Genomic DNA, 21586 nt, shown 5'->3' with positions numbered 1-21586 from the left:
GAGAACAATATGGCAGAAATCATGATTATGGAAGAACAGATTATCGAAAAGGATGCGATGAACTTAGGATACCCGTTTGAAATGGGTGGAGAGTTGACGACAGCTTATTTCATTGATGTAAGCCGAATTGAAAAAGACGGAGCAGATGAAAACAAAGACTTTTTACTCGACTTCTTAATTCATCAACAGGTGTTTCCACTCTATGTCAGTTTTGTGGATGAGTACGAGTTACAGGAAGAACATGACGCGTTCTTCAAGCAAAACAATCTTTCGTATGTCGTATTGGATTTAGATACACAGTTTCGAAGCGGAGAGATGAAAGTCCGTTTTAAGGAATACCATCCGTGTTATACGATTACCGTTCAAAATGCGGAAGAACTGCGTCTTGTCCTGAACAAAACCTACTGGCTGGCATCGGAAAATCTATTTTACACGATCTCGTACTCGGATAACTTGTCATTTAAGTTGGATGAGATAAAATGGTGGCGATTGAAACTGATTCGCCCGATTGGTGTTTTGACCATGCATCCGAACATGACCTGTTTTAAGATTGCCCACGATGGCAACGGTTTTCACCTGTTGTCAAACGATGAAGGCTATATACCAATCGACCAGCTGATGACCCGATTTCCGAAAGGGACCGTCATTTCGCAAATCAATGAGGACTGGTTACTGGATGACGAAACCGATTGATTCTGGTACACGTAAAAGAAGGATGAAACTGAACATGGAGGAATGAGAATGGAGCACGTTTTGTATTATCTGTGTATAGCAACCTGTATCGGAACGGTCGTGGCCTTTGTGTTTAATCGGTTGAAACCGGGGAGTCGTATTCGGACAATCAGTATCAGTCTGAACGTTTTATTACTAGTTTTAGTGGGTGTAACCGCGTGGCTTGGGTGGGATGCTGAAGAGAAAAAGCTGTACCGGTCCTTTGGCTTGTTAGTCATGAATATCTTTCCGCTCTGGTACGTACGAATTGAAGGGAACAATAGGAAAACAATCGTCTGGTCGCTGACGATGGCCTTGGTCGTTTTTGTGTTCGGAATGATTTTAGAATAGTCATGCTGTGTTTAATGATAGTTGGATTTTAAACATACATACAAAATACTAAAAGATGTTGTTGATGTCATACGCAGTTTGACTAACAGAGACAGGAGCGAAGATGTCGTGAGTAAACTCATTAAACGTCTCCATCCCGATTCAAGGGTGCCCGGGGCATCAGCTGTTGACCTGAAAAAAGCAGAACGTGCCTTAGGTGTTTTGTTTCCAGATGAATACAAAGACCTTTTTTTACAGACGAATGGTGCACAGTTTGGCGAATGGAGCCTGCATCCTGTACCAACCAGACAAGAAGTCTTACAGGATATCGTTCGTCACAATGAGAAGCGTCCGGCTAGCTTGCCCGATGACTTGATTTGTATCGGTGAAAATCTAACGGGTGACAAGCTGTGTTACCGGATTCGAAAACGTTTCCTACAGGAGCTCGTCTTTAGATGGAACGAAAAAACGGGAATCGCAAAATATCCGTCGTCTTCTTTGAAAGAGTTCATCGATTGGCATGTCCCGAAACGAAAAACGAATCAGGCCTATCGACTTGGCCGTTTCACGGTCGAGAGCAATGAAGGATCCTTATTACGGACTAGAGGAAGACACGGATTCACAGCTGATTTTGTCGAATGTGAAGTCAGGCAGCTGGACCGCAGCCACCATTTACACGGAAGACGAGTAGGTTAAGCAGCTGCTTGTTTTTGAAGGGGATAAAAAGCGGAGCGGCAAATGGCGCCGGCAGGAAAAACTGGTCAGCGTGGACTCGGCACTGGCCGGTATCTTCGATCGAACAGCTTATCGTCAGAATCAAGCGATGGAATTTGAGGCAATTGTTTCGTCCGACGACCAGGCCGGCATTGTCTCGTTTGGAGCTGTCTCGACGTCAGGTTTTGGAGATGGACTGTATGATGTTGACATACAGTATGATGTCTCGAGGCAAATCGTCGGCGTACGAATTGACTTCGTAGATGACGAATGAAGGAGTTGGGATAATGGAATTGGATTGTATGTTGGTCGGTGAAGGAACTGCTTTTATCTTTACGTCCGAGGACAAAGGAAAAGTACGTTTTCATTGTTATACGGATGATGAAGAATACGCAGATGTCGACATGGATCAGCTGTTGGAAGAGTCATGGCAGGACGGGATGGCTCTTTACCGCAAGAACATTCGAGAATTTTTACTGGAGTTGAATCATTATCCACTGTACGTTCACAGTATGAGTGGTTCGGGCAAGATCAACATTGCGCACGACGCTGACAGCAGCACAAGATTTGACCGGGAGAATATTTATCATCGATTGACCATCACTTCAGAAGAAGCATTTCTTCATTACTTCCCTAAAGCTTATCAAGATGCATACAATAACGAGAGTGTATTGTTTTCAAGCGAGAAGACGATTGAAATCGATGAGACAAAAAATGACTTTTATTTTAAAAAGTTCAGGTTGAACTTTTCGGATGACGAGCGGAATTGTTTCTTCCTATGGGTGAATCATGATGGCAATGGATTTGACTTTATTGCGAATTTTTCAGATCATCCGTATCAACACAAGTCGATTGAAATCGAGAACGTTGAATGAGCGGATATGTTAAAAGGAGTGCAAACGGGCGATGGAACAGACCCGGTTACACTCCTTTTGTTATTCTTTCACTTCTGCAATCGTCTTGAAAATCTGTGAATAAACATCTTTGATAATTTGATCGTTCTTTTGGTCGTTGTTTAATCCATATTCCCAGTAGCGATAGCGATCTTTTTTCCCTTGCAGATAACCGGATGCATAGGAATGCTCCAGTTCGCTCGCATTGGCATATGTTAAGTCTTCAACCACGAATGGTAAAAATCCTTTTGTTGTCTCTAAGAAGAAGGTCGGGACATCAAGTTTTGGGTACACCTTCACGTATTTTTCTTCATCTGCCTGTTTTAGGTTATCTTTTGTGATGAACACCGCATCAAACTGTGAAGAAATCCGGTTCGTGTCCTCTAGTTCTTCAAATGAAAGTGTTGAAAACTTTACATTTTTCTCTTGCAGATCAGGCTGTTCTCCAATCACACCGATTTTTAAGTATGTTCCATCATAGGTAGTTGGTTTTACTTCTGTTGATGCGTCTGCACCACAACCTGCTAGTGAAGTCGCGGTAATCAGTGAACCACATATTAATTTTTTCATAGACACGTTCCTTTCACGTTCGTTTAATATTGCTTCTATTATACCAATAATTTGGAAAAAGAACCTACAATCGATGAAGGATTGAATCAGCTTTTTAATGGTTAATAAAATAGAAAATGTAATAATTAAAAATAAAAATTCCCAATAATGTTAGCTAATTATATGATATAAGGTATAAATAGAATTTCTTCGAGGAATTACAAAAGTTGCGCAGAAAGAAAATTATAGGAGATACATATGAGTTTGACCATCAGGTAGTAATGATGTCGGATAAACAGCCGGAAGCGGAGGAAGATGTCACAGAATTGCTGTGCGGCTGACGACGCATGCTCTGGAAACAGGACGGGTGTTTGATTTGGGGTAATTTCACATAATGCTTGAGATGGTGTTCGAACAATACGGGTTCGCAGGAGTTTACGTTACAGCTCCCATCGTTGAATATTTTAAAGGGAACTACGCCTTTGCGAATTTACAGATGGGTCAGGCAAGGATTCATTATTAGGAGCGTTTCATTGGTTTATATCCGCCCGGCGAAAGCTTTACGCGACGGAACTGAGTTCATTTTCAAAACATCTGCACAACTAAAGGAGAGACATCATATGGAACAGATAACAGGCTTACCCGGAATTTCAGAAGAACGTCTGAAGGAAGTCGAGGCAGAACTCGGATTTTCGCTGCCATCCGAGTTGCGGGCGTACTTTAAAAAAGAAAACAAGTTCGAAGCCGGTGAGTGGCAATTCCATCCGATCAAGGACGAACAGTATATCAAGCGGACATGGGAAGACATCGTCCGTGTCAACTCGACGGATACAGAAGACTATCCGGACGGGTTCTTCCGGATTGCCACGGACGGTTCCGGGGATGAACTTGGATACTTATTGCCGGATACAAAAACGATTGTTTTGTGGAACTATGAGGAAGAGGAAGTATTTCCGGTCGCCCCGACCCTTAGAGCATTCATGAAACAAGAACAACAAGTTGACGAGAGTGCCATGCGGGCGGAAGACTTTCTTCAGACGGTAATGGAGACAGGAACTGTTTACGGTTTATCGAAATTGAAGCAGTCGGGCTGGGCGTATTGTCCATCGAACCAAGGTGAATCGGATGTGTTATTGTTCTTCTCGACAAAAGAAGGAGCACGTGCCTGCCAGACAGACGGATGGGAGAATTATCATTTGGTTCGCCTTGATCTCGATGTCTTTACAGACGACTGGTTGCCGAACATGATGCAAGACGGTTTATATTGCGGATTGAACTGGGATGCCGGTTTACAGGGCCTCGAACTGGATCCGGAAAATGTTTTAGATGAGCTTGAAGGATAATGATAAATGACTGATGTAAGGGATACAGATACGTTTATGAGTAGGAGTGAAAAATGTTGAAAACACCTTATGATCAATTGAAAAAGACTGAACTTTGGTACGTCATTTCGGGAGCCATTGACGAATTAATTGAAAATGATGATCTGGAAGAGAGAACGACCCATGACCATATCGTGGGATATCTCTGTCAAAAAATTTCGTCTGATTTTGAAGGGCGTAACGTAAATGAGCAAAAAAGGAGCGGTGCATAATGAAAAAATTAGGTACTTTTCATAATCAGCAAGGAAATATGATCGTCTCGGATCCGGCTTTTCTTGAACCGGATCCGGAATTTAACATGTCGATTCCGGTTGCCCCCGATTCGACATGGACGGTCTGGTATAACGAAGATAATCAGCCGGAAATTAATTTAGTGTACTTGACGATTGATGATCACGCAGATATTGCAACGGATGATTTTGACATTCTTGAAGGTTATGCAGTGGTGGATTCCTCACAGCTCGTCGTCATGAATACAGCAGATTACGGAAAACGCGAGGCCATTGATTGGGAGATTCGGAACACGCTTGAGTTCGACGATGAGATCGATCCATTTTATGTCGCTATCTCAGATGAGATGATGGAGGAGGAAATCTTTCTGTTTCCGTTTGGTGTTGCCGTCCAGTTGATGGGAGACGGCCACTACAAGGTTCGCGTACGACGAGATGCGGATCAGGTCACCGGTATTTTGCTGGTCATCGGGGAACATGAAGATTTTGAAGAGGACTTCGAATAATTCAATACCAGCGATTGAAAGCGTCTCACCTAAACTTGTTGAAATAGCAATTCAAGTAGAAGGTGAGATGTTTTAGTATCCATATCCGAAAACTTGATCACAGGATGTTAAAGAGCATTTAAAAGACGAGCTGATGAAAGGAGGACTATTTCCATGAAGACAACGTATTCCCGGGCAGAGCTTCTAAAAATCGACGACCCGTTTGAATATGAATTTGGTCTCCCGTTGAAGATCAACGACCTGCCCTCATCCGTGATGGAAGAGGATATCCCGGACAGTAAAACGAAACTACTTGAGAAGCTGGCGGAAGGTTACTCCTTAATCATTCAAAAACCGCGGATTCTAAACGAAAAGGTGTTTTCCGCGTTTCAACTGTTGGATGATAATGAGTTCATGAAACTGTATGCGGTAAACGAAACGACCTTTACTGAAGAATTGTGGAATCTTTTGTATGAGAGTGAATACGACCTTCACCGGGCATTCTTTTTACTAAAAGAGATGACAGGTGTCGTTTTCGAATTGTCCTATACGGGTGGAGGGACTCGCGCTCTGACTCTCTCAAGTCTGAACGCAAATACCCTGATTCATCTACGGCTTGAAGTAAACGAAAGCGTGACCTGTCGATGGGATTGAATATATAGAAAAATACCAACGATGATCCAAGGACGAGTTTAACGGTATACCCTTAGTATTCGAAGGATATTATTGGTGAATTGGACTTGTGGTTTGCAACGTTCTAAGAAGAAAATTTTACGAATAAGTCACGGGGAAGGTGAGGAGAGGAAAAGTGGAATTTCAGAGTGATGAATCGATTGATGTCTACCGGGAACTGTTACCGCACGACGATTGGCAAGAGCTCGTCCGAATTCAGGTGACTCAGCATAGCTATCCTTTTGAAGTCAAAGTGTTGGAACGTCCATTAAAGCAGAAACCAAATATTGACGATTTGTCGGACTGGACGGTACTAACTCATTTTATGCGGATGATTAACGTTCTTGAGCTTCAAAGAGAGTGAAATAACAAAAGGGAACGTCATGTACGCTATCCAACAATTGTTGAACTGTTAGAAACAGACTAAGCATAAGAAACTGGCTTACAGAAGAAGAAGAGCGATATCCTGATGATCAAAGCCTGTAATGAACTGGAGGAATACCAATCAATGGATTATGAAATGCTTCATCATAAATTTAAAAACCGCCGTCAACGGCTTGTTTTCAGCAAAGAAATCGTGGTCGAACGATTGGCGCGACGATACCAAGCTGTTGAAATCGACAAGGGTAAAATCACGGATTTAATCAATGATGATCAACTTGTGTATGATTACATTTTTTGTTGCTTAAAAATCGATGATCCGCGTTTGCTTCAAAAAATATTTACGTCACAAGAACAAGCGGATTTTCAATGGGAAATCAACGATAATCTCCACAGAAATCGAACGTATCCTTTTAAAGGCGAGAAAGAGGCAGCTTACATTCAACTGATTTTGGATGAGATGGAAGGACGACGGATTGATATCGTCTTGGAAAGTTTGGACGGGGAACACGTCACCGGATTTTTAGTCAGAAATCAATCGGAAGAAGTCGGTTCGTATATATGGTCTCTGACAGGAGGCGCACATTTCGCAAATGAGAAAGTGAAAAAGATGGTCATTCAGGCACGACAACTAACCGACGAAGAATATCAATCTTCTTATATGGATTATTTGGAAGAGTTGCAACGTTGGAACTTAGTCTAAAATGAAGAGCTTGAACCACTTTGTCAGTCAAAGATTAAGAAAGGGGATTATCAAAAAATGAAGAAACGGTTTGTCGTGAAATCCAAACAACACCTGAGTGGAGGAATCATCAAAATCATCGTCGATACAGAGACCGGTGTGAACTATGTAATGACAAGTGGTCTTGGACTCAGTGGAATGACCCCCTTATTGGATCAAGAAGGCAACGTTGTAATCGACAGAGCGAAAAACTGATATACTCTCAAATAACAATTTAGGCTCGAAATGCACAGACGACATCATCGAAGCGGACGGCTTCCAAACAAAGCGTCTTGGGCTGGTTCGTAAAGTTCCATAGTCCAGTTGCGAATAAGAAAGAGCATCATTAACTGTTTCTCTGATCAAGGATGATGAAAAGTTATGATGCTTGAAACAGATGATTCCTGTGTTAAAAAGGAGATCATTTTTCGTGCTACATTGGAATTGATTTGTACACAAAATCACCTGATATAAAGCCTTTTGTAAGTCAATTTCTTACGGGACAGTTTTCTGATTTGTTTCTTCTTTTTCTTAATGATGCAATCGATTGCATCTCTATTCTTCTTACGCCTCATAATCAACGAATCATATTTCTTGCAAAAAACTAGTTTTTATTTCTTGGGTTTTATGTAAAAATAGAGAACAACAAACTGAAAGAATTTTTAGAAAAATGAACGGACAGCCTGTTCGCTTTTTCGGGATAGGAGAGAAAATCGTCATTTTTCAAATTCTAAATAACTTATTCGTTTTAAGCCTGGAGGGGAAAGTATGAAAGTGTTGAAGATGTGGAACCAAATCAGTTTAGTGAAACAAATCGCAATCGGCTTGATTGTTGGGATTCTTTTAGCCGTAACGATTCCTGAAGCGGCAAAATCCTTGACCATCTTCGGGACACTGTTTGTTTCCGCGTTGAAGGCAGTCGCGCCTATTTTAGTATTTTTCCTGGTCATGGCAGCGATTGTGCAGCATAAAAAGGGACAGCAGACGAACATGAAGTCCATTGTCTTCTTGTATCTCCTGGGTACGTTCTTAGCCGGAACCATTGCTGTCATCATCAGCTTCCTTTTCCCGGTCACGATCACGCTGACTGAGAGTACAGAGAAATTGGCTGCTCCAGATGATGCGATTGAAGTCATTCGGACACTCGTCTTGAATATGGTGGACAATCCTGTTAATGCCTTAGTCAATGCCAATTACATCGGTATTTTGACATGGGCCATCGTATTAGGCTTTGCACTAAAAAATTCGTCGGATACGACGAAGTCCTTCATCTCAAATTTCTCAGATGCGCTCGCGAAAATGGTCGGATGGATCATTAAACTCGCTCCACTCGGTATCATGGGGATTGTCATTGGTTCGGTGACGGAAAATGGACTCAAATCTTTACTCGAGTACGGTAATGTATTATTGGTTTTGATCGGCACGATGCTCATTGTTGCACTTATCGTTAATCCACTCATCGTGTTCATCAACGTCCGTCAAAATCCGTATCCGCTTGTCTTCAAGTGTCTCCGAGATAGTGGAATCACAGCATTTTTCACGCGAAGCTCGGCTGCTAATATTCCCGTCAATATGGAATTGTGTAAAAAGCTTGGTCTGCATAAAGAAACATACGGGATTTCGATTCCGCTTGGTGCAACGATCAACATGGCAGGAGCCGCGATTACGATTTCCGTCTTAACGCTTGCCGCGGTAAACACGCTTGAGATTCCGGTCGATCTTCCGACGGCCATCATCTTAAGTGTTTTGGCTGCTGTGTGTGCCTGCGGTGCTTCCGGTGTTCCGGGCGGATCGCTCCTCTTGATTCCGCTCGCCTGCAGTCTGTTTGGTATTCCGAATGAGATTGCGATGCAGGTCGTAGCTGTCGGACTCATCATCAGCGTGTTACAAGATTCATTTGAAACTGCCCTGAACTCTTCGACGGATGTTCTGTTTACAGCGACAGCTGAATACAGAAAACGTTTAAAAGAAGGGGAGCAACTGTCAATCAATCAACCAGTCATGGTTGAAGAACCGGCTGACAAAATTGTGAACGGCTGATTTGTACTTCAAGAATGCTGCTCACGTTAAAAAAGGTTAAAGGCATCCATGATGATCGGATGTGCTTTAACCTTTTTTGTGGTGATGGACTTCATCAAAAACAGGGAGCGGATCAAATGATCCACTCCCTGCTTACTGTTATACGAATTTACTTCCCGGGCTTCGTCTTATAGAAGCTGTAGAAGACGCTGATCAAGATGACGAGGACGATTGTTCCGAGTGACATCCAGATTGGCATTTTGTAGACATCACCGAGAATCATCTTCGCCCCGATGAAGACGAGCATGAAGCTGAGACCGTGTTTCAAGTAGTAGAAGCGATCAATCAGGTTCGCAAGGACGAAGTAGAGACTACGGAGTCCGAGGATTGCCATGATGTTCGCATAGAAGATGATAAACGGATCACGCGAGTACGCGAAGCTTGCGGCGACCGAGTCGACGGCGAAGACGATATCCGAAATCTCGATGAAAATCAGTGCGATCAGTAACGGTGTGAAGAACAACTTACCGTTAATCCGCTGCGTAAACTTACCAGACGAGATGTCTTGTGTGATCGGCAATCGTTTTTCAAGCCAACGGACTGTTTTGTTCTCTTCAAGCGACGTTTCCTGCCCGATGTTCTTGAACATCATGTAACCGGTGTAGACGAGGAAAGCACCGAAGATGTAGTACACCCAAGCAAAGTTATCAAGAAGCGAAACTCCTGCGACGATGAAGATGACGCGGAAGAAGATAGCACCGAGGATTCCCCAGAACAAGACTTTGTGCTGATACTTCAACGGAATCGCAAAGTAAGCAAAGACAAGTGAGAAGACGAAGACGTTATCAATCGCAAGTGCCTTTTCGATGAAATAAACGCTCGTGTATTCGATTGCAGCGTCGCTGCCTTGCGCATAGAATAACCAACCGCCAAAGGCGACGGCGAGTCCGATCCAGACGAACGTCCAGGTCCAAGCTTCTCGAAGCGAGACCTCATGGGCTTTCCTGTGAAATACGCCAAGGTCCAGTGCGAGCATGATGAAGACGATGGCTAAAAATACGATCAATAGTGTCAACAGCGCTTCCTCCTTTTAAGTGGTGTTTTGTTTATACTTTGATTATAAGTTCATAAGAACTCAAAGTAAAGCATTAAGTGTGCTGTTTTTTTAGAAATAACACATTTACCACATTTTCACTTTATAATTCAATGTAGTACGAGAAGGAGTTGATTAGATGAAACAACAGAGTGCAATCAACAAAACTGCTTGGGAATACCGGGCCTATGAATTTTGGAATCAGCGTGACGGGGCGCCGTCTGACAAGGCAAAAGAAATCACGGCCGACCCGAAAGCAAGTCTTAAGAAACATCAGGACTATTTTCAGGAAGTGACCGGCAAACGGATTGCCAACCTGTGCGGATCAAACGGTCGCAAGGCGGTTCCACTTGCACTGCTGGGTGCGGACGTCACGGTCTTCGACATCTCGGAAGCCAACCGGCGCTATGCCCTCGAGCTTGCCGCCTGTGCCGGAACAGAAATTGAGTACATCGTCGGTGATATCTATGAGATTGATGTGAATACGTATCAGCACCAGTTCGATGTCTTGTATCTTGAAGGCGGGATTCTGCATTATTTTCATGCCCTTGAGGCGTTCACGGCGATTTTGTTTGCCTTGCTCAAACCGGGCGGAAAACTGATTTTGAGTGATTATCATCCAATCAAACATTGTATCAACGAGGAGTTGCAATACATCCCGCGTTATTTTGATCAGGATACATATGAAGAGAATATTGTGTACCAATCGCATTTTGATCCGGCTGAACAAGCGGATTTTCCGAAAGTGATGTTGCGGCACTATACGATGAGTGAGATCGTGAACACCCTCATCAGCAGCGGCTTCACGCTCGCACAACTGGACGAACATCGGGGCTGGAACGGCGAAAACATCCCGTGGGAATTCACGGTTGTCGCGACGAGATAAAACCCAGCCTCCGCTTACGGATGCTGGGTTTGCTTTTCGATGGCGTGAAAGATCGGCTGCAAACTCTCACCAATCGGTGTCAGGCGATAGATGGCTGCCGGTCGTTCGACAACTCCGTGTAAATCAGACGTCATATCATAGGCGTTCGAGACGACGGGAGACGGCAGTCAAAATGACGGCCAGAATGACCATGATGCCACCGACCCACGGCGTGTGGACGAGTCCGATCGTGTCGGCGACGAGTCCGCCGATCGTTGCACCAAGTGCGATTCCGATGTTAAAGGCAGAGATGTTTAACGCGGACGCGACATCAACGGCAGCCGGGACATATTTTTCCGCCAACTGGACGATATAAAGCTGGAGTCCCGGAACATTCATGAAGGCGAGCAGCCCCATCAAGATGATCCCGATGATCCCGGCAACTTTAAACGGAATCATGAACGACAAGGCAATCATGACGATGGCGTGGAGAATGAACATATAAAACAACGCTTTGATCGGGTTACCGTTGGCGAGTTTTCCGCCGACTGCGTTGCCGATCGCGACGGCAATGCCGTATACGAGCAGGATGATGCTGATCAGGCTTGGGCTGATTTTCGTGACGTCCTGCATGATCGGCGTCAAGTAGGTGAAGGCGACGAATGTTCCGCCGTAACCCAGTGCCGTAATCAGGAAACCGAGCATCAGGCGTCCGTTCGTCAACAGTTTAAACATATCGGAAAACTTCGCCGGTGGAGATTGTTTCAAGTCTTTTGGAATCAAGAAGAAACTGGCGATGATTGAAACAAGACCCAATGCGGCAACGGCGAAGAACGTCGCGCGCCAGCCGAATGCTTGACCGATGAACGTACCGAGCGGGACACCCGTGACGGTTGCGACCGTCAGTCCGGTGAACATCAAGGCGATGGCACTGGCTTTTTTATCCGCTGGTACGAGCTGAACGGCGATTGTTGCGCCGATCGAGAAGAAGACACCATGTGAAAAGGCGGTGATAAAGCGGGCGACGATCAACAGTTCAAAGCTCGGAGCGACGGCAGAGACGAGATTACCGGCGATAAAGACGACCATCAACGCCATGAGCAACGTTTTCCGGTTCATCCGGTTCGTCAAAGCAGTCAAAATCGGAGCCCCGACAGCGACACCGATGGCATAACCGGAGATGATCAGACCGGCCAGGGTGATGCCGATGTTTAAGTCGCCGGCGATGGCTGCGAGTAAGCCGACCGGGACAAATTCCGTTGTTCCGATTCCGAAAGCGCTAATAGCAAGTGCGAGCAGGGCGAGGCGACCGTTTTGCGGGACCTGTTCCTGTTCGGCACGCGGGTTTAATTGATTCATGATGATTCCTCCTAAAGTGAGATGGATGATGAAAGTAAATGACGGAAGTAAATGACGGAAGTCTTCCTAAACGACCGGGCCCGGTGCGCATTGAATGATGAGGGAACATTTCTGCGTGATCCCATCATAGAGCGGGAAAACGATTTACGGAAGTACTTACTTTCAAGTACCATAGGCACTAAAAAGTACCTTACCCCCGTCGGATGAAGCAATGGACGAAGGCGACTTGTACTTTCCGCTGACAGTTGTTATCATAAACCCATCAAATTCACTTGAGAAGTACGCACTTTCAAGTGCGATAGGCACTAAAAAGTACCTGTCCCGCTGTACTTCAAGAATCGAAAGGACGAATCAGCATGGCCTACAATATTCCGGTCGAAGCGACCCTGCAAGTCATCGGAGGCAAATGGAAAGTCGTCATCATGTGTCATCTCATCAAAGGCGAACACCGGACAAGTGAGTTGAAGAAGCTGATGCCGAACATCACGCAAAAAATGTTGACGCAACAACTGCGCGAACTCGAACAGGACGGTGTCATCATCCGGACGGTTTATGAACAAGTCCCACCGAAAGTCATCTATTCCTTATCCGACTACGGTTGGTCGTTGCGCCCGATCTTAGACGCGATGTGCGCCTGGGGCGAAGGACATATCGACTTGACGGGCGAGAAAGTCGTGTCTTCTTGAACCAACTGAAAAAATAAAAGATCTTGTCACTGAATGGAACTCCATCAATTAGATAGGCTCGACAAACTATAAGAAGTTAATAAACGGCATGAGCCCGGACATCAAGTGGACTCATGCCGTTTAGTCATTTTATGAACCGTTATGTATACCCTAATCGATTAAGTTTTTAAGCAAATGAAGTATCAAAAAAGTCCAGCAGAGTTATCTCGATGCTGGACAAAAAATTATTTTAGTAGTGAACCTAGTGCTTCTATCGAATATAGTTTCAAGTCGATAATATCGAATCCTACAAAGCCTGTATGGTTTGTTTCAGAAAAATGGAATTGTATACCTGAGAATGTAGACGTACTTTTAATTGGAGTATCTTTTAAGCGCAGAGATACAATGTCAGAGTTTTTCTCGTAATTAAGATCTTTCCCCAATGCATCAATCAAATTGACAGTTTCGGAACCGAAAATTTCAATGCCTACAATTCGCTCATCTTGATCGATATCCAATGAAAGGTAAGGATTAGAGTCTAGATCTTCTGTATCCTCTATTGTGTATTGGAAATTTTCAGGGAAAAGATAAAGGTATCCCAGTTCTAATTTTTTATCAAGTGTGATTTTTATACTCATATTTTTGCCCCCCCCAATATGTTACATTATGTTTCATGTTTTGATCGTTTCCCTTCAAGTCCGATGAAAGTGATGAACAGTCCGACAGTGATGGCAAATGCGAGCATCGCATTTTGGTACCATCCTCTCGGGAAAAAATCGACGAGGAACAACAACAGGAACAAGGAGGAGACAATCAGCCGTGCGTCCCGTGTTTGAGGACGGAGCGATTTCCAGTGGATCAACAGCAATAAGAAGGCTAAAGGAGCAACAATATAGGAAATCACAAAAAACGGAAAGCGTCGTAAGTAAAACGGTAACGTTTCAACAGGATCGCTCATGATGTTCTCCTTTCCTTACGCCTGGAGTTCAACGATCTCTACCCATACTTGATAATAGGTGAGATCTTCAAATGGTATTTCTGCCGTTTGAACCCGGAATTCCGGCACATGTGCCAAATAAAAGGTCAGGGCACAGGCAATCTTATGGTCTGGTGTACAGTACCCGTTAATCGTACGACCGTAGATTTCGTTTGCGAGTGCATCCGCCCAGACGTCTGCCTCACGAAAGGTCTCAAATACGATGGTTTCTTCTTTCCAACGAATCGGCATGCTCGAACCACTGCTTTTATCCTGTTTTCCCCATATCCATCATAACAAAAAACGGACGGATGCTCATCAGAGCGAGGGTTCCTTCTTTTGACGATTTGACATGATATTCAGGGATCGAAATCAGCTAATTGACGGTTCGTTGTCTTCGATGACGTAAAAGATAAACCGCAATCGAAGACAGTGTAATCAGGAAAACACCGTGGAGACCATTGCTCCAAGCTGTTACACCAAATAAGAGATGGAGCATGAGGAACAGCAGTTGATTATTGTGCTCAAGTCGATGATCGGTCGATGGCTCTTCGTACTTTGCGATGAACCAAGAGAAAAACAGGGAAGTTACATACCAACCGAAGAAGTTCTGACCGGGAATCCCGTAATACATCCCGGTCTCATGCCAAATCCAGTATTGTTTGACCGCAGCGACGGGATCAATCGCTAAATCGAGCCAGACGGTGAAAAGCGGCACAAGCAGTAACGTGCGATAGCGAAAATCAAACAGTTTCGAGAATGCGAGACTGGCACCCATCACGGATAACCAGGCCGGTCCCATTGTAATCGGGACACCGAAGACCATTGGACCAAAATCCGACATGTACGTGTATGCTCCAAACAATAAGCCGGTGTGGGTTCCAAACGACTCAATCAGGATGGAACCAAAAAAGATCAGTGGAATAATCCAACGACCACGTGGCAAGACATGCCATAGGTAAAACGCCGCATACGTCCCCGAGAGGAAAAGAAAGACGGCATTTGCCCACTCTAACCACGGTGGTAAAAGAGAAAATCCGACTAAAATGATTCCGCATGAGAACCAAATGATGAAAAGCAGCCAGACACGGTCGTGAAATGATTTCATTACTCCAATACCTTTAATCCGATGACGGAAATCAGAATCATTCCTAAAAACAGAAGGCGCTTGAATGACTTTTCTTCGTTAAACAGAAACATTCCAAGCAGGGTGGCACCGACCGTGCCGATTCCTGTCCAAACGGCATAAGCTGTTCCCATCGGTATACTTGCCATAGCAATCGACAAGAACGAAAAACTGAGACCAAAAAACAGGATAAAAATGAAAAGTGATGACAGGTTAAATTGGCGATTGAGACGATTGATGCTTGAAACACCAATCACTTCAAAAATTCCGGCAAATATTAATATGATCCAAGGCATTATTTGATTGCTCCTTTCGTATCAGGTGCTGAGTCAGGTGTCGCTAATTTTAAGCCGATGACGCCCGTCATTAACGTGATGATGAGTATGATTTTCATCCCGGACAAAGGTTCCTCAAACAACAGTGCGCCGACGAGGACCGTCCCCGCCGTACCGATTCCGGTAAAGACGGCATAAGCAGTGCCGACCGGTAACTGAGAGGTTGCCTTGATGACTAAAGAAAAACTCACGATGATGCCGATGATTGTCAGTCCCCATTCAATTGGAGAACTGGAATGTTTTAAGCCGATCACCCAACCAATTTCGACAATACCTGCAAGCAGGACGAATACCCAATTTCGATTCATTTGTACCACTCCTTTATAATGATGATATTCACTATAAAGTTTTGTGTTACACAAAGGTCAAGATGAAAGGAAAGAATTTATGGATAAAGAGTTACTTTCAATCAGTGAAATGGCTAAATTGCGTCATATGACTCCGGAAACGTTACGCCATTACGATCGGATTGGATTAATTAAGCCGCATGTCATTGATCCGTCTACCGGATATCGTTATTACTCGATTCATCAATATGAAGTGCTCGGAACGATTCGGGAACTAAAAGAGATTGGGTTGAGTTTAAAAGAAATCAAATCTTTCCTGGAAGAACGGAATGTAGAACAGTCTCTTCACATCATGGAAGCACACCAAAAAAAGCTTCAACTTAAAATCGATCAGCTTGTCCGGATCGAAAGCAGTCTGAGCCAAAAGATGAATGATTTGAGACGGATTTCGAAAGAGGGGGCAACAGTGGAGCCGCATATCCGGAGGATTCCGAAACGGTATTTTTTAACGACCAATCGGACAGTGACGAATGATATTGAATTGAGTTACGCTGCGATTGAAATCGAACGTTTGCTGATGCAGAACGTATCATTGGTAGCAGGAAGTTTTTTAGGATTGTTTTTTGAGGCGAGTCTACAAGAGGGACTAGAAGATCAACAAACAGCTGTGTTGGTTGCTCAAACGTCTTTTCCGAACGATTATTCAAAAGAAGACCTCATTCAAGTGCCAAGTGGAACATACGTCTGTCTGCGTCATTTTGGTGAAGTCTGGGACCGGAACACATGTTTAAGTCAGATGATGGAATATATAGAGAGGGAAGGCATGAAAATCGTCGGTCATGCGATTCAAATGGTCGAAGTGGATGTCTCGGTGACCGATCGACTAGAAGAATCGCTTTTTGAAATACAGATTCCGATTGCCGTGAAGTAATGGGAGGGATTTGTAAGGTCGTCTCATCATAACAAAAAACGGACGGATGCTCCTGTCAGATGGGCATCCGTCCATTTAATTAGAATATCGTCACAGCCGAGTAAACCAGTAAGGCGGACATCGTGAATCGGAAAAGGCGGTCATACCGCGTGAAGAAGCGGCTGAACAGGGAACCGAAAGCCGACCATATTAAAAAGGGAGTCGTGCACTGGACTCAACCATGTCGAAACAGCGGGGGACTCGGCGTCTTGGATCGCATCGAGATGCAGGAGCGAATGATGCAGGCGATTAGTTTGTATGATCAGGCGAAAGGAATTAGGGGGTAAAATGACGTATTCCTTATTAAGGAAATTCATTTCTTAATAGGGGGTAGTCGATTTGAATAGTTCGTTAATGTTTTCGGTCGATGCATGGTTTTACATTTATTTTACAATTGGGGCAGTGGTTGTTTTTCTCATCGGTTACAGGATTGCCAAAAAAACGCAGAAGCAGGACAGCGGCTTTTCGTTTATCCTGCTGATGAGTGTGGTGTTGTTCACGGCTCTAGCTTACTGGTTCAACGGTGCGGCAAGAGAAGTCTTTATGGGAACGTTGCCTTGGCTGTTCAATCTCGTATTCGGCGGCGTACTTCTGATCGTGTTCCTTGCCGGTTCCAAAATGATTTTCAAAAGAATTTAAAGGTCAGTCGCTGTCGACGGACGGTTCCTTTCATAGGACCGTCCGTATGTACGTGGTTAAAGAAGGTAACGACTCCCTCGTCGTTCGATGACGAGAATGTGATCCGTGATTTCTTCCGGTTCGTCGTCGAACGCATCATATGTGATTCGTTCGGACAACCGGATTTGGTATTGCTCCAAACCCTCGATGGTTTGCAAATAGTCCGGCAATCTTTCGGTCGGTTTCGTTAAAGTTGGATCGGTAAACGGAAAATTATCATCGTTCGGATTCCGTGTATGAATAAAAACGGCGTCCAATCCTGCATCGAGCCGGGACAGTTCGATCCAGAGCTGGTACGGCTGACCCCACGTTTGAAGGGCGGCGTTTAACTCATCCATCAGATGAAACAATGCCTGGACATGTGCTTTTCGCATTTTAAGGTGATCATTTCCGAACCCGTCAAAATCAAGGTGGACGTGCCAAAAATCGAACCAGCTGTCGGAACTGAAATCGAGCGGATGAGCGCTAGGTTGTTGTTTCTTTTGCAGATTTCGGAAGTAACGGCGTTTGCCTCTGAATTTTTTCATATGGATCAATCCTTTCCGACTATTAATATTCTTATGGATGTCTGCTTGAAATGTTATTTGTCTAATGCCTGACGGCTCCCTATACTTAAAGTATCGCAGGAAAAGGAGCGAATACAATGATAGATTTTGAATGGTACCGGAGCTTCATCCATGTGTACCAACAACGTTCGGTCTCAGCGGCCGCACGGATCCGTTTTTTGACGCAACCCGCCGTCAGCCAGCATATCGCGGCCCTCGAGGCGGAATTGCAAAGCTCGTTGTTCATTCGCGCCCCGCGGCAGATGGTTCCGACCGATGCTGGCAAGGAGCTGTATACGCAAGTCGTCGGTTTGATTGACCGCTTGGAAGAACTGTCGCTCGAAATGAAATATGTCGCAGGTGAACAGGTGCGTCCGCTGTTGAAGTTCGGTGGACCGACCGAGTTCATCACCCACGAAGTGATTCCGGTCCTGCCGCTTGATTTCGCCCAGTACATCGGCGATTTCGGCTTGACCGACCAATTGCTGAAGCGGCTCGCAATAGGTGAACTCGATTTTGTCATCTCGACGAAACGTGTCGAAGAACCAGGCATTCAGTTTGTCCCGATTGCTGACGAAGCATTTTTCCTTGTCGCCCCTTACGCCTGGGAGCAACCGGACGATGATTTGAAGGGCTGGATGGATCGTCAGCCGTGGATCAGCTATGGACTCGAACTGCCGATCATCCGCCGGTATTACCAGACACAGTTCGGGGAACGGCCGGACATTCGACCGGAGATGGTGTTGCCGAACGTCGATGCCATATTAAAAGCCGTCGCTTCTTCGCATGGTGTCAGTGTGTTGCCGGATTATTTGATTCGTCAAGCGCTCAAAGACGAAACGATTCAAGTCATCGCACCGGAGCGTTTTGCGACGAACCATATCTACATGGCGTACCGGACCGAATCGCGGCATGATCCGTTGATGCTCGATATTTTAGCTGCCTTGCAACACAAAAAGTAGAATCCGATTGCGGATTCTACTTTCAGACTGAAGACAAAATGCGATTTTTCTCTTAAACAAGAAAGATCGTTTTTTTTATTCGCCTCGAATCGTTTTCCTGAGACAAGCATTGCGCCGCTTCGCTTCGCTGCAGGGTCGCTCTTGCTTGTTTTTCCCTAGGAAGCGGTTTCGAGCGAACAAACGCCCTCGTTTCAAGTCGAAGCGCCATCCTGTCCAGTCGTACAAGACCAACATCCAAGGCGAAAACCAACTTCCTGAAGTCTCGATTGGATGCAACTAGCTCAAACTTCCGAAGCTGAAATGGGTTCGTTTCGCCCATTCGAAAAAGGTCACAGGCCGTATCTTGAACGCCACAATTCGACATATTCTTTACGATTGTGTCCAAAGACAGTTTTAGTGTTCTTATAATTTCTGTACTCCTCAGATTTTCTGAGCAATTTCGTCGAGGAATTGTTTTCGGTCTCCATCTGTAGTCAAGTTTACTCGAGAAAAATGAATCCACTTAGTCAGATCATTTTTAATACCGATATCGGCAAGTGTCCGGTTGATGAATACACCTTGAATTGCATTACCACCCTCGTTCTCTAAGAAGTTCTGCTCTGCAGTAGAAGTAGTGACGATAGTTGTTTTTGTGATGTGTGTCAATAATCCTGTCAAATTTCCTTCTTCGTCTTCCAAATAACCGAAACCAAAGAGCATCACTTTATCAATGAACCCTTTCAAAATAGCAGGTAAGTCAAACCACCAGATAGGGAAGACGAAAATCAACTCAGTCGTCTTGTTTAATTGTTGTTGATACTCTTTCACTAAAGGATAGGTGGTTTCCCCTTGGCTGAATAGTTTAAGTTCTTCCGCAGAATAAACAGGATTAAAACCGTCTTTATAAAGATCGATTACTTGAAATTCTTGGTTTTTCTCACGTAAGTCTTTTGTAATGGCGGTTAAAATCGCATGATTGTAACTGCCCTCCCATGGGTGTGCATAAACAATAGTCTTCATAAAAAATTCCTCCTCTTTTTGTGGTACACATGTATTGTATTTTGTGCTATAAAAGAAGACAAGTACGGTAATTAAAGTTAGATACTAACCAAAAGGAGAGTGTAAATGTGAATGTAAAGGTAGAAGTCGACTCTTGTATATCCCAAAGTGTTCTAACTAATACAGGCTTTGGCTACACTTTGTCATTGATAGGAGGAAAATATAAAATGAAAATTTTATATACATTGTATATATACGGCGGGCCGATTCGCTATAATGAACTCAAACGTCAACTCGGTATGATTTCCTTCAAAACGTTATCCAATACTTTGAAAGAGTTAGAAAAAGATTCTTTAATACGACGTAAAGAATATCCTCAAGTTCCTCCTAAAGTAGAGTACAGCTTATCTGAACGTGGTTTATCGTTAATTCCGGTTATGGATGTGATTTGTGATTGGGGAGAAAGACAATTGAAATAACAAAAACAGTATAGTTTAAGAAATTAAAAGGAAAGAAGCTTGGACATGACTAGCTGATTCTAAAGAAGTTTATTGAAGAAAATGAGACTGGGACATAACTCAGCTTTATAAATGAGAAGGCCCTCGAAACGAAAAACGTTTCGAGGGCCTTCTTCTATAAAAGTCAGCTAGTTATGTCCCAGTCTCTCCATTCGAGTAAAAAGAGCAATGTAGCTCATGCATGAGTAGCCTCTAAATTTGCGACTGAAAATATAGAGTGGAAGATATTGGAAATAATTTTTTGCTATAAGGAATTGATAAAAATAAAGTGAAAAATACGTTTTCAATAAAAATTAATTGAATATCACCAATTCATATTTTAATATTTTTTAACTCTATAATAGTTTTCTTTTTAGTCAAACAATAAATTCAATGTAAGTAATTAACTATTAAAAAATAATGTGATTAAGATAAGAAAAACGAATTGTAAAAGTATAAAAAAAATTCAACATCGTGCTATTTTTACAGTGTATTAAATATGCTGAAAAAAGAAAGAGGGAACAAAATGAACGTGAAAAATGCATTATTGTCAACGGCATTAGGTGCTGTATTGACTGTCTCATTGGTCAACGGAGCATCAGCAGAAAGTAAAGAGAATTCACTGACTCAAAATCAAAAAAATAAGTATTACAAACAGTATTCAGTCATAATTGATACAATCAACAAAGATCATCCAGAGGCAGATCTTGAATTGGTAACAAAAAAAGATTTTAAAAAATCTGACTGGGTTACCCCTAAAAGCTTCAAGCGAATTGCTGAAGATCGAGTCGGATTGGAGTTCGAACCTTCTTTCAATGTTTCAGCAAAAGCTGCTGTATCTAAATCAAAAACAAAAACGATTAATGCTCAAGGTACTTCAGTCGGGATCGCAATTACAGGATTATTCGATACAGCGCTTCGAGAGTCAGCAGGTCGACAATTCTTCTCAGATGTTAACTCGGTAACATCTAAAGATACGTCGAGTAAAGGAAAATGGACTCAGTCAGGATATTCGACTGTTATGATCGATGGAGGAAGAACCTACGATATTTCTGTTGGCGGGAAATTTTCTTCCAATGGAGTTATTTCAACTCACAACATTCCAGTAGAATTTTATTGTAGTGAAACAGGTGTAGTCAGCTAATAATGTCTCGGTCTCTTTT

The 21586-nt window shown here is 43.6% G+C and carries 32 protein-coding genes; 21 read left to right on the top strand and 11 right to left on the bottom strand.

What is annotated here, in order from left to right; translation table 11 throughout:
* Window positions 1-9: 9 nt before the first annotated feature.
* The 5 genes from ACHA8N_RS10925 (at window position 10) to ACHA8N_RS10905 (ending at window position 2630) form a co-directional block, all read left to right on the top strand.
* Window positions 10-693 (top strand): hypothetical protein, encoded by a 684-nt coding sequence (locus ACHA8N_RS10925; protein WP_393965725.1) that lies wholly within the window; start codon window positions 10-12, stop codon window positions 691-693.
* A 48-nt stretch (window positions 694-741) separates the two neighbouring features.
* Window positions 742-1062 (top strand): hypothetical protein, encoded by a 321-nt coding sequence (locus ACHA8N_RS10920; RefSeq protein WP_393965724.1) that lies wholly within the window; start codon window positions 742-744, stop codon window positions 1060-1062.
* 108 nt (window positions 1063-1170) lie between these two features.
* Complete coding sequence (locus ACHA8N_RS10915) at window positions 1171-1737, top strand: SMI1/KNR4 family protein (protein ID WP_393965723.1); 567 nt, start codon at window positions 1171-1173, stop codon at window positions 1735-1737.
* 70 nt (window positions 1738-1807) lie between these two features.
* Entirely contained in the window at window positions 1808-2029 is a 222-nt protein-coding gene (locus tag ACHA8N_RS10910) for a hypothetical protein (RefSeq protein WP_393965722.1), read from the top strand.
* 13 nt (window positions 2030-2042) lie between these two features.
* Window positions 2043-2630: a hypothetical protein gene (locus ACHA8N_RS10905; RefSeq protein WP_393965721.1), complete on the top strand. Its 588-nt coding sequence runs from the start codon at window positions 2043-2045 to the stop codon at window positions 2628-2630.
* 60 nt (window positions 2631-2690) lie between these two features.
* Here the strand turns inward: ACHA8N_RS10905 and ACHA8N_RS10900 are convergent, their stop codons facing one another.
* Window positions 2691-3218, bottom strand: coding sequence for a hypothetical protein (locus ACHA8N_RS10900; RefSeq protein ID WP_147512718.1), 528 nt, complete (start codon window positions 3216-3218; stop codon window positions 2691-2693).
* A 377-nt stretch (window positions 3219-3595) separates the two neighbouring features.
* On the opposite strand from ACHA8N_RS10900, the gene ACHA8N_RS10895 reads away from it, so the two are divergent.
* From ACHA8N_RS10895 to sstT, 8 genes are all read left to right on the top strand, one after another.
* Window positions 3596-4540 (top strand): DUF2750 domain-containing protein, encoded by a 945-nt coding sequence (locus tag ACHA8N_RS10895; protein ID WP_393965720.1) that lies wholly within the window; start codon window positions 3596-3598, stop codon window positions 4538-4540.
* Window positions 4541-4596: 56 nt separating this feature from the next.
* A complete protein-coding gene (locus tag ACHA8N_RS10890; RefSeq protein WP_393965719.1) occupies window positions 4597-4791 on the top strand; it encodes a hypothetical protein in 195 nt (64 codons plus the stop codon).
* Window positions 4791-5315, top strand: a complete 525-nt coding sequence (locus ACHA8N_RS10885; protein ID WP_393965718.1) for a hypothetical protein — start codon at window positions 4791-4793, stop codon at window positions 5313-5315. The genes ACHA8N_RS10890 and ACHA8N_RS10885 overlap by 1 nt, the downstream gene beginning before the upstream one ends.
* 153 nt (window positions 5316-5468) lie before the next feature.
* Window positions 5469-5948, top strand: a complete 480-nt coding sequence (locus ACHA8N_RS10880; RefSeq protein ID WP_393965717.1) for a hypothetical protein — start codon at window positions 5469-5471, stop codon at window positions 5946-5948.
* Between the two features lie 154 nt (window positions 5949-6102).
* Window positions 6103-6330: a hypothetical protein gene (locus ACHA8N_RS10875; protein WP_393965716.1), complete on the top strand. Its 228-nt coding sequence runs from the start codon at window positions 6103-6105 to the stop codon at window positions 6328-6330.
* 105 nt (window positions 6331-6435) lie between these two features.
* Window positions 6436-7050: a hypothetical protein gene (locus ACHA8N_RS10870; RefSeq protein WP_393965715.1), complete on the top strand. Its 615-nt coding sequence runs from the start codon at window positions 6436-6438 to the stop codon at window positions 7048-7050.
* Window positions 7051-7107: 57 nt separating this feature from the next.
* The gene (locus tag ACHA8N_RS10865) at window positions 7108-7284 is read left to right on the top strand and encodes a DUF6440 family protein (protein WP_167498398.1); all 177 of its coding nucleotides are present in this window, start codon (window positions 7108-7110) and stop codon (window positions 7282-7284) included.
* A gap of 552 nt (window positions 7285-7836) precedes the next feature.
* Window positions 7837-9108: a serine/threonine transporter SstT gene (gene sstT, locus ACHA8N_RS10860; RefSeq protein WP_393965714.1), complete on the top strand. Its 1272-nt coding sequence runs from the start codon at window positions 7837-7839 to the stop codon at window positions 9106-9108.
* Between the two features lie 148 nt (window positions 9109-9256).
* Here the strand turns inward: sstT and ACHA8N_RS10855 are convergent, their stop codons facing one another.
* Window positions 9257-10162 carry a TerC family protein gene (locus ACHA8N_RS10855; RefSeq protein ID WP_071500266.1) on the bottom strand — a complete coding sequence of 302 codons (906 nt, stop codon included), beginning with the start codon at window positions 10160-10162 and terminating at the stop codon, window positions 9257-9259.
* Between the two features lie 157 nt (window positions 10163-10319).
* Here ACHA8N_RS10855 and ACHA8N_RS10850 point away from each other — a divergent pair, with 157 nt between their 5' ends.
* Entirely contained in the window at window positions 10320-11066 is a 747-nt protein-coding gene (locus tag ACHA8N_RS10850; protein WP_393965713.1) for a class I SAM-dependent methyltransferase, read from the top strand.
* A 135-nt stretch (window positions 11067-11201) separates the two neighbouring features.
* Here ACHA8N_RS10850 and ACHA8N_RS10845 read toward each other — a convergent pair whose 3' ends face one another.
* Window positions 11202-12404 (bottom strand): MFS transporter, encoded by a 1203-nt coding sequence (locus tag ACHA8N_RS10845; RefSeq protein WP_393965712.1) that lies wholly within the window; start codon window positions 12402-12404, stop codon window positions 11202-11204.
* A gap of 356 nt (window positions 12405-12760) precedes the next feature.
* Between ACHA8N_RS10845 and ACHA8N_RS10840 the strand changes: the two genes are divergently transcribed.
* A complete protein-coding gene (locus ACHA8N_RS10840) occupies window positions 12761-13090 on the top strand; it encodes a winged helix-turn-helix transcriptional regulator (protein ID WP_393965711.1) in 330 nt (109 codons plus the stop codon).
* A gap of 224 nt (window positions 13091-13314) precedes the next feature.
* On the opposite strand, the gene ACHA8N_RS10835 is transcribed toward ACHA8N_RS10840, so the two are convergent.
* The 6 genes from ACHA8N_RS10835 to ACHA8N_RS10810 all read right to left on the bottom strand — a co-directional run bounded on the left by ACHA8N_RS10835 (window position 13315) and on the right by ACHA8N_RS10810 (window position 15814).
* Window positions 13315-13707 (bottom strand): DUF2283 domain-containing protein, encoded by a 393-nt coding sequence (locus tag ACHA8N_RS10835; protein WP_393965710.1) that lies wholly within the window; start codon window positions 13705-13707, stop codon window positions 13315-13317.
* 26 nt (window positions 13708-13733) lie between these two features.
* Complete coding sequence (locus ACHA8N_RS10830) at window positions 13734-14027, bottom strand: hypothetical protein (protein ID WP_393965709.1); 294 nt, start codon at window positions 14025-14027, stop codon at window positions 13734-13736.
* A 15-nt stretch (window positions 14028-14042) separates the two neighbouring features.
* Window positions 14043-14297 carry a hypothetical protein gene (locus tag ACHA8N_RS10825; RefSeq protein ID WP_081776030.1) on the bottom strand — a complete coding sequence of 85 codons (255 nt, stop codon included), beginning with the start codon at window positions 14295-14297 and terminating at the stop codon, window positions 14043-14045.
* A gap of 124 nt (window positions 14298-14421) precedes the next feature.
* Window positions 14422-15153, bottom strand: a complete 732-nt coding sequence (locus ACHA8N_RS10820) for a carotenoid biosynthesis protein (protein ID WP_393965708.1) — start codon at window positions 15151-15153, stop codon at window positions 14422-14424.
* Window positions 15153-15467 (bottom strand): DMT family transporter, encoded by a 315-nt coding sequence (locus ACHA8N_RS10815; RefSeq protein WP_393965707.1) that lies wholly within the window; start codon window positions 15465-15467, stop codon window positions 15153-15155. Before ACHA8N_RS10815 ends, ACHA8N_RS10820 begins: the two co-directional genes overlap by 1 nt.
* Complete coding sequence (locus ACHA8N_RS10810) at window positions 15467-15814, bottom strand: DMT family transporter (protein ID WP_393965706.1); 348 nt, start codon at window positions 15812-15814, stop codon at window positions 15467-15469. The genes ACHA8N_RS10815 and ACHA8N_RS10810 overlap by 1 nt, the downstream gene beginning before the upstream one ends.
* A 79-nt stretch (window positions 15815-15893) precedes the next feature.
* Between ACHA8N_RS10810 and ACHA8N_RS10805 the strand changes: the two genes are divergently transcribed.
* From ACHA8N_RS10805 to ACHA8N_RS10795, 3 genes are all read left to right on the top strand, one after another.
* A complete protein-coding gene (locus ACHA8N_RS10805; protein WP_393965705.1) occupies window positions 15894-16724 on the top strand; it encodes a MerR family transcriptional regulator in 831 nt (276 codons plus the stop codon).
* A gap of 149 nt (window positions 16725-16873) precedes the next feature.
* Window positions 16874-17050 (top strand): hypothetical protein, encoded by a 177-nt coding sequence (locus ACHA8N_RS10800; RefSeq protein ID WP_393965704.1) that lies wholly within the window; start codon window positions 16874-16876, stop codon window positions 17048-17050.
* 52 nt (window positions 17051-17102) lie between these two features.
* A complete protein-coding gene (locus ACHA8N_RS10795) occupies window positions 17103-17402 on the top strand; it encodes a hypothetical protein (RefSeq protein WP_393965703.1) in 300 nt (99 codons plus the stop codon).
* Between the two features lie 56 nt (window positions 17403-17458).
* On the opposite strand, the gene ACHA8N_RS10790 is transcribed toward ACHA8N_RS10795, so the two are convergent.
* Entirely contained in the window at window positions 17459-17968 is a 510-nt protein-coding gene (locus ACHA8N_RS10790; protein ID WP_393965702.1) for a hypothetical protein, read from the bottom strand.
* A gap of 116 nt (window positions 17969-18084) precedes the next feature.
* On the opposite strand from ACHA8N_RS10790, the gene ACHA8N_RS10785 reads away from it, so the two are divergent.
* Window positions 18085-18948 (top strand): LysR family transcriptional regulator, encoded by an 864-nt coding sequence (locus ACHA8N_RS10785; protein ID WP_393965701.1) that lies wholly within the window; start codon window positions 18085-18087, stop codon window positions 18946-18948.
* A 420-nt stretch (window positions 18949-19368) separates the two neighbouring features.
* Here ACHA8N_RS10785 and ACHA8N_RS10780 read toward each other — a convergent pair whose 3' ends face one another.
* A complete protein-coding gene (locus ACHA8N_RS10780) occupies window positions 19369-19947 on the bottom strand; it encodes an NAD(P)H-dependent oxidoreductase (RefSeq protein ID WP_393965700.1) in 579 nt (192 codons plus the stop codon).
* A gap of 137 nt (window positions 19948-20084) precedes the next feature.
* Here ACHA8N_RS10780 and ACHA8N_RS10775 point away from each other — a divergent pair, with 137 nt between their 5' ends.
* On the top strand, window positions 20085-20405 hold the full coding sequence (locus ACHA8N_RS10775; RefSeq protein ID WP_393965748.1) for a winged helix-turn-helix transcriptional regulator: 321 nt from the start codon (window positions 20085-20087) through the stop codon (window positions 20403-20405).
* A gap of 550 nt (window positions 20406-20955) precedes the next feature.
* Entirely contained in the window at window positions 20956-21567 is a 612-nt protein-coding gene (locus tag ACHA8N_RS10770; protein ID WP_393965699.1) for a hypothetical protein, read from the top strand.
* The last annotated feature ends 19 nt before the right edge of the window (window positions 21568-21586 follow it).

Origin of the sequence: Exiguobacterium sp. S22-S28 (genome assembly GCF_043359615.1) — a bacterium.
In the GTDB taxonomy this organism is placed as follows: Bacteria; Bacillota; Bacilli; order Exiguobacteriales; family Exiguobacteriaceae; genus Exiguobacterium_A.
The sequence above is the reverse complement of the archived record's forward strand: the minus strand, read 5'-3'. Positions and strand labels throughout refer to the sequence as shown.